We start from the raw sequence: 9,382 nt of genomic DNA on the forward strand, positions 1-9,382 counted from the left end.
AGCTTAAATTAAAACCAGCATAAAATTCAAGACCCAAGCCTTTTTTATAGGAATCACCCAAATGAAAACTCACCTCAAAATCAATTCCCCGCCCCACAAGCAAAACCTAAACCCAGCCAACAACAGCACAACTCGTTTTGCTGTGGCGGTATTCTTAACTTTATCTTCAGTCATTGCTTTGCCTAGCTGCGGAGGATCTCAAACGTCCAGCAGCGCTCCAGGCGGCGCAGATTCATCCAGCAGCCGTGAAAACCAAGTTGCCGCATCGGCTCCACAATCGGCACCCGCACCAGAGCCACCAGCCGAAAGGTCAAAAACTCCTGGTGCATCAAAAAAAGCAGCAGAAACGACCGCAACCCGTCCCCAACTGATTAAAAAAGCCCAACTCAGTGTAGTTGTCAAATCTATTGACGCTAGCACTAAATCTGTTACCAATATTGTCGAAAAACAGCAAGGCGATATCTTGGGTTTCCAAAATCAAAAGCCCCCGGATTCCAGTGTCCGCCAAACGGCGTCTGTGGAGATTCGCGTGCCTCAAGAACGGTTAGAAACTACTTTAGAGGCTTTGGCAAAACTCGGAAATGTAGAGAACCGTGCTCTGACGGCTGAGGATGTTACCAATCAATTAGTTGACAGCGAGGCTAGACTGCGGAACCTCCGCAAATCGGAAGAAATGGTGTTAAAAATTATGGAGCGATCGGGCTCTGTCGGCGATGTGCTCAAAGCTGCTCAAGAGTTGAGCAATATTCGGGAGTCGATCGAACGCATTGACGCTCAGTTAAAAAGTTTGCGAAATCAAGTAGCCTATTCAACTATTAGCTTAACTCTAGAAGCAGCAGTATCGGCTCAACAAACTCCCGAACCTACTCTAGGTTTGCGGGTGCAGGAAACTTGGGGGAAAGCGACTCATTCTGTGGGCGAATTGACGCTCGGTTTGTTTGGTTTGGGTATTTGGCTGTTGGCTTACAGTCCTTATTTTCTGTTAATTGCGGCTGCGGTTTACGGGTTTAATCGATTTAAGAAACAGCATTCTGTTCAGAAAATTCAAGAACCGAAGCCGCCTGCTGCAAATTAGTCATGCAGAAGCCAGAAGGCAGAAGGCAGAAGGCAGAAGTTTGTAGGGTGTGTCGCTTGCAGACCATATTTGGAGCAAATCGAATATCTGGTAGCGACGCACCAAGGGCGGAAATATTACGATCGCTCGATCGCACTTGATATCATTCCCAATTGAAAATCGCCAATCGCAAATGGTATCTCGCAAATAATATAAGGTGCGTCGCGATGAGATTGTCTATCTGTGTTTAAGGATTTTCGATGGCGACACACCTACCAATGACAACTGCAAACAGTCAACTGTCAACTGTCAACTGACTAATCATCAATTTGCCATCCATCTTTGGTATAGTCTTCATCCACAATCTTTTTCGGACGCATCACCAGAACAACTCGCCCTAAAATAGGAATATCCGGGGATTGTTCAAACCAGTACAATTCTAAATTGCCAGCGTTATCGGCGAGGAAATAACTGTCAGCGTCCCACTGTCTTTGGGCTCGATCGGCAATAATCAAAACTTCTTCAACTTTGCCTTGCAGCGGTACCGGCAATCGATCGCTCATTCCCAAAACAGCCACCGGATCTTCAGCGTTCAAAATTACCTGCCATCCGGGAATCGCCACCCAAGCTCCGGCTCCGGAAAATTTTACCATTCGGAACGGCTCGATTTCCTCCGGCAAAGGTACTGCCAGCAAATCTTTCGTAGAGAGTGGCAATTTGCCCACAACCGGGACAACGCGGGGCAATTGTTCCTCGGTATCGAGCCGGTAGACGGGCAAGCGGGGCGCTTCCCGTCTGGAAACTACGGTAAAATCAACGAGCAACTGCTCGATTTGCGTCCTAGCTGTTGGGCTGCTAGCTAATTTTAAACCGCGAGCAATTAAGCGCGATCGCTCTTGCAAATCGCTTTTCTGTCTTGCTAATTGCCAGCATTGGTAAGCCATAGCATCGCCGGGAGTGTCTGTGAACCCTTGCGGGAGACTCCCGAAGTGCGAAAACTCCTTGATCGCTTTAGCAACTTGGCGAGCATCGTCAACATCCAAATTGTGGGTTAGCATCAAAGCAGCCGCCCCGGCACGCTCTACTTGAGAGAGAATCCGAAACTCGTATAAGATATCGCTACCTTTGCCCAAAAAGTGCGATCGAACTTCGTCTGAAGCCCCAGCATTTACCATGCTGGTGTAGACTTGGGCTGCGACGCTTACTTGATTTTGCTGAATTGGCTCAAAACCAGTTTCTTCAAAAATCCTTTGAGAGTTGTAGCCAGCTTTTAGCAGTGCAGTGCAGGCCTGTCCCCACTCTACCCAAGTGCCTTCTTTTCGGCGGAGCGATCGAATTAACTTTTCGGCATCCACAGCATTTGTGGAGGATGCAGATGCAGGAGGGGATGAATCTTGCGGTTTATCAGTCATAATTGAATCAAAAACTAGCGCTAAGTTATGTGTGATTGGATACCGGCAAGGCTCGTGTCGCGGCAGAGCGATAGATTAATAGTAAGTGAGTTATGAGACTATTGTTACAGAATAGTTGCTCGCCTAAATTTACAAAGGGGAGTTTATCGTATTGTTATGGATAATGCCATTTCAGAGCTTGATCAAATTAAACGCCAGCTCATGACCCTACACAGACCGAAAAAGCCCAAAATGCTGGTAGTAGACGACGAACCAGACAATCTGGATTTACTCTACCGCACTTTCCGACGAGATTTTAACGTGCTCAAAGCTGAGAGCGGAATTCGCGCCTTGGAAGTCCTCGGCATCGAAGGCGAGGTCGCCGTCATCATTTCCGACCAGCGGATGCCAGAAATGAAGGGAACGGAGTTTTTGAGCAAAACCGTGCCCCAGTTTCCGAATACGGTCAGAATTATCTTGACCGGTTTTACGGACATTGAAGACTTGGTGGATGCGATTAACTCAGGACAAGTTTACAAGTATATCACTAAGCCTTGGGACCCGAACGAATTGAAAATGGTGGTGCAAAAGGCAGCCGAGACTTATGAAGTTCTCAAGCAGCGGACTGAGGAATTGGATCGCGCCCAAAATCAAATACAACTGTTAGCAACCATCATGCAAACGGCTGTGGATTATCCAAGTTTGGAAGCAAGTTTAGACCCAATTGCTACTGCTGTAAGCGATAATTTTTTGGCAGACGCTTGCATTTTACAAATGGTGGAGGAAAATGTTTTAATGCCAGTCCAAGGCAGTCACACCATCAGCCAAACTGTGGAAAATTGGCTGGCAGATGACCCTCTGGTTCGAGAAGCAATTAGCTCTCAAACTATTCAGGGTGCTGTGAATATTGGGCTTGACACAGCCTTAGCGAGCCTGCCGCACTATCAGAAATCGGGCATTCAAGCTCACCTGAGCATCCCGGTGATTCACAAAGGTCGATCGATCGCCCTGATTTCCATCCAGTGGAAGCAGCCTTGTTCCCTGCGTCCCGACGAACTCACAACAGTTCACCTCGCCGCTCAAGAAGTTGCTTTGGTATTGACGAGTTTTCAGGGTCATTAGTCATCAGTCATGAGTCATCAGTCATTAGTCCTTAGTCATCAGTCGGCTCTAAGTCTTGAGTTTAAAATGATAGCCAACCAATGATTCTCGACAAAAGCTCACCAATCGCTAACAAATAAAAAAGCCTTAATGACTGGCGACAGCATGACATGAATAGACGGATTAATTATTTTTTCCGGCTGACCAATGACAAATGATCAATCACCAATGACAAATGATCAATGACTAATAACGCCGAACAAATTAAAACTATATTTAATCGAATTGCACCAGTTTACAATCAATTGAACGACTGGTTGAGTTTTGGGCAACACCGGATTTGGAAGCAAATGGCGGTGAAATGGAGCAGTGCGGGCCCCGGAAATACTTGTTTAGACTTGTGCTGCGGTAGCGGGGATCTAGCTTTGCTGCTGGCAAAACAAGCAGGGCCGACCGGTTGCGTATTTGGAGTAGATTTTTCTGCCGAACAATTGGCCGTGGCGGCCAGGCGCGATCGACCTTTTCTCACCCCTATAAGTCCCATTTCCTGGGTAGAAGCTGACGCCCTAGATTTGCCTTTTGCTGACAATTACTTCGACTGCGCCACAATGGGTTACGGCCTGCGTAACGTGACTGACATCCCCCGCAGTCTTCAGGAATTGCACCGCGTGCTCAAACCCGGTGCCAAAGCAGCTATTCTCGACCTCCACCGCCCCAGCAATTCCCTAATGCGGAGCTTTCAGCAGTTTTATTTAGACAGTCTCGTAGTGCCGATTGCTCAGCAATTTGGCATGACTCAAGAATATGCTTACATTAATCCTAGTTTAGAAAAATTCCCGATCGGCCAGGAACAAGTCGCGATCGCCCGCCAAGCCGGATTTGCCACCGCCACCCACTACCCGATTGCCGGAGCTATGATGGGAGTATTGGTAGTAGTCAGTTGACTGTTGTCAGTTGTCAGTTGACTGTTGTCATTACTCAACGCCGTCAACAGTTAACAGTTAACAGTTAACAGTCAACAATTCCCAATTCCCAATTCCCAATTCCCAATTATTGATGAATCCGTCTGACATTTGGCTGTTGTTTGCCCCACCTGTAGTGGGAGGAATTATTGGCTATTTCACTAACGATATAGCTATCAAAATGCTGTTCCGCCCCTATCGAGCTATTTACATCAAAGGGCGGAAGTTGCCTTTCACTCCAGGCTTAATCCCCCGCAACCAAGAGCGTTTAGCAAAGCGAATTTCCGACACAATTATGGGTTCGCTGCTGACGCCACAGGAACTGCAAAACTTGGCGCGCCGCCTCCTGCAAACCGAGCGGATGCAGTCGGTGATTCTCTGGTTGTTGCAGTTGGCGCTGGATCAGGTAAAAGCAGACGCAGAGCAAAAAACGGCTAAAATTCTCGCTAACATTTTGCGAGATTTGCTGGGGGAATCTGTGCCCCGAATTCTCAAAGTTTTGGCGCGCCGGGAAGATTTTTTAGAAGCTCAGCTAAATCAAATTTTTGACCAAGTTTTGCTGGAGATTCAGCTAACTGAAGCTCAGGCGGCTCAGCTTGCTGAGTGGTTGTTGCAGGTAGTAATCCCCCCAGAAGTGCTGCGACAGGCTTTAATTGACTTTTTGACGGATCGCAATATTTCGATCATTGATGAAGGGTTTCGAGAAAAAACCAGCGGCACTTATTGGGTAGTAGCAAATTTGTTTGGTTTGCGGAACACTTTAACTCGGCTGCGGACTTTTTGTCTGGATGACAGAGAAGCCACAAATCAGCGGTTAGCAGAGTTAACTATTTCTTTGGGAATTCGCGGGCGAATTCAGGAATGGCTGCAAAATTTGTCGATGCAAAATTTACCGGTTTCGACTGTGAGACAGTTGCGAAAAACTATGCGCGACAGCGTTCGCAGCTACGTTCAACAGCGGGGTACAGAGGTACTTGAGGGGTTGAGCAAATCTATTGACTGGGAAAATATTTCGCGGTTGCTTCTGAAGCGATTGCAAACTTCAGCGGTAATGAGCGCTTCCCTCGGAATTGTCAGCCAAGAACTGGCTTTGGTTTTAGAGCGCTATCTAGAGCGGGATTTAGAAAATATTGTAGCTCAGGCTATCCCGATTTTGAATATTGACCAGGTGATTGTTGATCGAGTAAAAGGTACTTCTCCTGAAGAGTTGGAGTTAGCAATTCAGGGAATTGTCCAAAGCGAGTTGCAGGGAATTGTAAATTTAGGAGGCATTTTGGGCGTTTTTGTCGGCTGTTTGCAGACAGTTGTGGTTTGGATTCAGCGGTGATTTATTTTGGCAGTTGTGAGATATTTGTTGTAGTCTAATATTCACTGTCTCTGGCGCACCCCAGTACCAAAAACCAGGTTTTTCGACCGTATTGGCCACCTCAGCCAGAGGATTTTTGGTATAAACCGGGTTTTTGTGGCCCAATCCTAATTTACTTATTTTCTAAATCTATGCCAGCCCCAAATTCAGACTATCGCACAAACATCCCAAAAAACCCGCGCAACCTCAGCCGCCAACAATACGAGCGTTTAACCGCAGAAATGGCCACTCCCTACCGGCCTCTGCGACAGTTTGTTTACGTAGCTTGTGGCGCTTCGGGCTTTATCGGCGGCTTGGTTTTTCTCGCTAAAATTGCCTCTGGCCGGGAAATTGGTTCTGCTTTGCCTAATTTTGCCCTCCAAGTCGGAGTTGTGGCCCTGATGGTGTTCCTGTTTCGCTGGGAGCAGCGCGCCGAGGGCCGATCCCCGAAGGGTAAGTAACAAAAATTTACAAATAGATACAAAAATCTATCTGTGGCAAGGAAAAGTTAAAAATATAAAGAAATTATTATGAAATCCTGGTTTCCTAGCGATCCCTGTCATTATAAGAATGTAGGTTCAATTGGGGTCAGCAAATTTAAAGGCCCTAATCATAAACCGCTTGTAATTCGTTCAATTGGGGTCAGCTTTCATAAAGACCCTAAATATATAAAATAAATTTAAGCCCAGCGCCAGCCTTCCCTAATAGAAGAGCTGGCGTTCGGCATTTTGCTAACAGCGGGAAATTGGTAGATGTGTCACAGTCGAATTAGAAAAAGATGTTGGGAGATTTTTCTATGAGCAAGTCATTTTTCAAAGGGCGGTGGACGTTATTTTTAGCAGCAGGCGCGGGAATTGTATTTTACAGCAATGCTGCGGCGGCTGCCGAAAAGGTAGTGCTCAAATACAGTGCGATCCGAATGACTTTACCCGTCAGCGAATTAGAAATTTTTGCAGAAACTGGGCAAATGTCGCCCGGCTTAGAAATGCTGCTGGGAAAAGCCAAAAAAGACCCGGAAGCGGTTCGCCGCAGTCTGATGAGACCGATCAAAGTCACTCAAAGCTTGTTGGATCGGACGCTCAACAGTAAAGTTGGGGAAATAATTCTCGATGAAGTCGGTCAGGTAATTCGCACTCCTTCTGGGAATGCAAATCGAGAAGCTTTGCGCGAGGCATTGATGCTGTCTGCAACTAATGATAACGAGATTACCCTGCTGGAAGCGATGAAGAATTATCCTGCTCCAGAGGTTAATGTTGAGGGCGATCGTTTAGTTGAAGCTTACGGCAAACTTGTAGCTTTGTCCGAACAATTGGGCGGCGTTTCAGAACGGCTGCAAGACATTTTGAATAAGATTCGCCTGCCTAGATTGTAGTGGATTTTGGCAAGGAGGGTTGATTCGGGCGATCGCACTTAGGTTGCTGAACCTGCCTCTATTACAGGGGAGTCACATTTTATTTGTGCAAAATTTCCCTAATTTTGACACCCCTTTAAAAAAAGAATGCAATAGTAGACAAGACCGAAACGTGATGGTAATCACTCATTGCCAAATCTCAAATCTCTAATCCTATAACTTGAACTTGGGTGTAAAATCTATCTCGCGATAGATGTTCCACAGCGGACAAAAATTTTACCACTATCCGTATTTTTGTTTAGGAAAGTATTTGAGCCCAAAAATGCGGGCCAGAGCTTGTGTATCCCCCATAAACTGAAATACGATCGGGTGGACATTGCAGATTCTCTATCTTAAGATAGAGAAATTCTGTCAGAGTCAGGCGCTTCCGGAAAAACGGGTGCTCATGAGTAAGCTTGTGCTGCAAAAGGTGCTCTTACGTAAGGCATTAGCAAAAGCTATAGATAAAAAATAAGCCAATACAAACGCTGATACTGCATTCATTAACACTTGCACTTGATCAACTTTACTTACTGGGTAAGACTAGCAACATGAACAACAATCCTATTCGTTCAAAAGACCGTTTTTTGGTTTTCGGCGCTCCGGCGATCGAAGATGCTGAAATTCAAGAAGTGGTGTCAACCATGAAAACAGGTTGGTTGGGTACAGGCCCTAAAGTCATGAGTTTTGAAAATGACTTCAAAGCTTACAAAGGTTCCGAGTACGCGATAGCAGTCAATTCCTGTACGGCGGCACTGCACTTGAGCATCCTCGCTGCTTCGTTACAACCGGGGGATGAAGTTATTACTACTCCGATGACTTTTTGTGCGACAGTTAATGCGATTATTCACGCAGGCGCAACACCGGTACTGGCGGATGTAGATCCGGTGACCATGAATATTGACCCCGCTCAAGTCGAAGCTAAAATAACTCCAAAAACAAAAGCAATTTTGCCGGTTCATTTTGCAGGCCGTCCCTGTGACATGGATGCGCTTTGCGAGATGGCTCGCCGTCACAACTTGAAGTTAATTGAAGACTGCGCTCACGCGATCGAAACAGAGTACAAGGGACGGAAAGCAGGCACATTTGGCGACTTCGGATGCTTCAGCTTTTATGTTACCAAAAATATCACGACGGGCGAAGGAGGAATGATTATCGTCGGCAGTCAAGAATACGCCGACAGGCTCAAAATTTTAGCGCTGCACGGTATGAGCAAAGATGCTTGGAAGCGCTTCGGAGACTCGGGTTACAAGCACTACCAAGTGGTGGAAGTCGGTTTTAAATACAATATGATGGATCTGCAAGCTGCGATCGGCATTCATCAAATGAAACGAGTTGCTCCTTATTGGAAGCGGCGGGAGCAGATTTGGCAGCGCTACCACGAAGCATTTGCGGATCTGCCGATTACTTTGCCCGCCAAGCCCGAACCGGATACAATTCACGCTTATCACCTGTACACCATTCTGGTAGATGAAGCCAAAGCAGGAATCAGCCGCGACGAGTTTCTCAACGCTATCAATGCTGAAAATATCGGTGTCGGCGTACATTACATGAGTATGCCGGAACATCCTATCTATCAAGAAATGTTTGGATGGCAGCCGGAAGACTATCCGAATGCTGCCTACATCGGGCGGCATACAGTTAGCTTGCCGATTTCGGCAAAATTAACAGATACAGATGTGGAAGATGTAATTGCTGCTGTTAAAAAATGTTTGGCGATCGGCAAAACTCAAAGTCCAGTTTTAGCAGCAGCAGGCTAACGTTTTCAAGCAAGCCCCGATTAAAACAACCTCTAAGTGCTTCCCTAAAGGAAACAGTTAGGGGTTGTTTCTCATAAATCTCAAATAGCCTGTGCAAGGTAATGATGTTAAGCTTAGTGAGAAAACTTCCCACACATTTGGAAGATGGAAACAGGCAATAAACCGCTTTCTGAGGAAGTTATAGTCATTTCAAATAAAAAAGAGACACTATTGAGCGCAGTAGGCACAGATGAGTTCATCTAAAGATGTGCCAGGAGGAGCATACATTCTGGCTCGCTTTAAGGCACTAAAATCGTGTTCAATAGACCTCTTGCGAAAGTCTTAGGAGATCGCTAGTTTGTCTTCCAAGAAAGTTCATAATTATAAATACCAGCGATCA

At 46.2% G+C, this 9,382-nt stretch carries 9 protein-coding genes and 1 pseudogene; 8 read left to right on the plus strand and 2 right to left on the minus strand.

The features are described from left to right. Positions 1–61: 61 nt before the first annotated feature. Entirely contained in the window at positions 62–1,075 is a 1,014-nt protein-coding gene (locus tag QUA40_RS18455; RefSeq protein WP_333128372.1) for a DUF4349 domain-containing protein, read from the plus strand. A gap of 2 nt (positions 1,076–1,077) precedes the next feature. Beyond that, a complete protein-coding gene (locus QUA40_RS18460; protein WP_333128374.1) occupies positions 1,078–1,215 on the plus strand; it encodes a hypothetical protein in 138 nt (45 codons plus the stop codon). A gap of 156 nt (positions 1,216–1,371) precedes the next feature. Here QUA40_RS18460 and QUA40_RS18465 read toward each other — a convergent pair whose 3' ends face one another. Further along, a complete protein-coding gene (locus QUA40_RS18465) occupies positions 1,372–2,466 on the minus strand; it encodes a RuBisCO accumulation factor 1 (protein ID WP_333128376.1) in 1,095 nt (364 codons plus the stop codon). A 156-nt stretch (positions 2,467–2,622) separates the two neighbouring features. Between QUA40_RS18465 and QUA40_RS18470 the strand changes: the two genes are divergently transcribed. The 6 genes from QUA40_RS18470 to QUA40_RS18495 all read left to right on the plus strand — a co-directional run bounded on the left by QUA40_RS18470 (position 2,623) and on the right by QUA40_RS18495 (position 9,003). Beyond that, positions 2,623–3,567, plus strand: a complete 945-nt coding sequence (locus QUA40_RS18470; protein WP_333128378.1) for a response regulator — start codon at positions 2,623–2,625, stop codon at positions 3,565–3,567. Between the two features lie 221 nt (positions 3,568–3,788). Beyond that, positions 3,789–4,490, plus strand: coding sequence for a bifunctional demethylmenaquinone methyltransferase/2-methoxy-6-polyprenyl-1,4-benzoquinol methylase UbiE (gene ubiE / locus QUA40_RS18475; RefSeq protein ID WP_333128379.1), 702 nt, complete (start codon positions 3,789–3,791; stop codon positions 4,488–4,490). Between the two features lie 112 nt (positions 4,491–4,602). Then, positions 4,603–5,835, plus strand: a complete 1,233-nt coding sequence (locus QUA40_RS18480; protein ID WP_333128381.1) for a DUF445 family protein — start codon at positions 4,603–4,605, stop codon at positions 5,833–5,835. Between the two features lie 170 nt (positions 5,836–6,005). Further along, positions 6,006–6,314, plus strand: a complete 309-nt coding sequence (locus tag QUA40_RS18485) for a DUF3493 domain-containing protein (RefSeq protein ID WP_333128383.1) — start codon at positions 6,006–6,008, stop codon at positions 6,312–6,314. 335 nt (positions 6,315–6,649) lie between these two features. Then, the gene (locus QUA40_RS18490; protein WP_333128385.1) at positions 6,650–7,225 is read left to right on the plus strand and encodes an alpha/beta hydrolase; all 576 of its coding nucleotides are present in this window, start codon (positions 6,650–6,652) and stop codon (positions 7,223–7,225) included. 569 nt (positions 7,226–7,794) lie between these two features. Then, positions 7,795–9,003, plus strand: a complete 1,209-nt coding sequence (locus tag QUA40_RS18495; protein WP_333128387.1) for a DegT/DnrJ/EryC1/StrS family aminotransferase — start codon at positions 7,795–7,797, stop codon at positions 9,001–9,003. 207 nt (positions 9,004–9,210) lie between these two features. Here QUA40_RS18495 and QUA40_RS18500 read toward each other — a convergent pair. Next, positions 9,211–9,306 (minus strand): annotated as a pseudogene (locus tag QUA40_RS18500) (IS630 family transposase); the annotation flags it as partial. Between the last annotated feature and the right edge of the window lie 76 nt (positions 9,307–9,382).

The sequence above is a fragment of the Microcoleus sp. Pol11C3 genome, from assembly GCF_036701485.1.
Lineage (GTDB): Bacteria > Cyanobacteriota > Cyanobacteriia > Cyanobacteriales > Microcoleaceae > Microcoleus.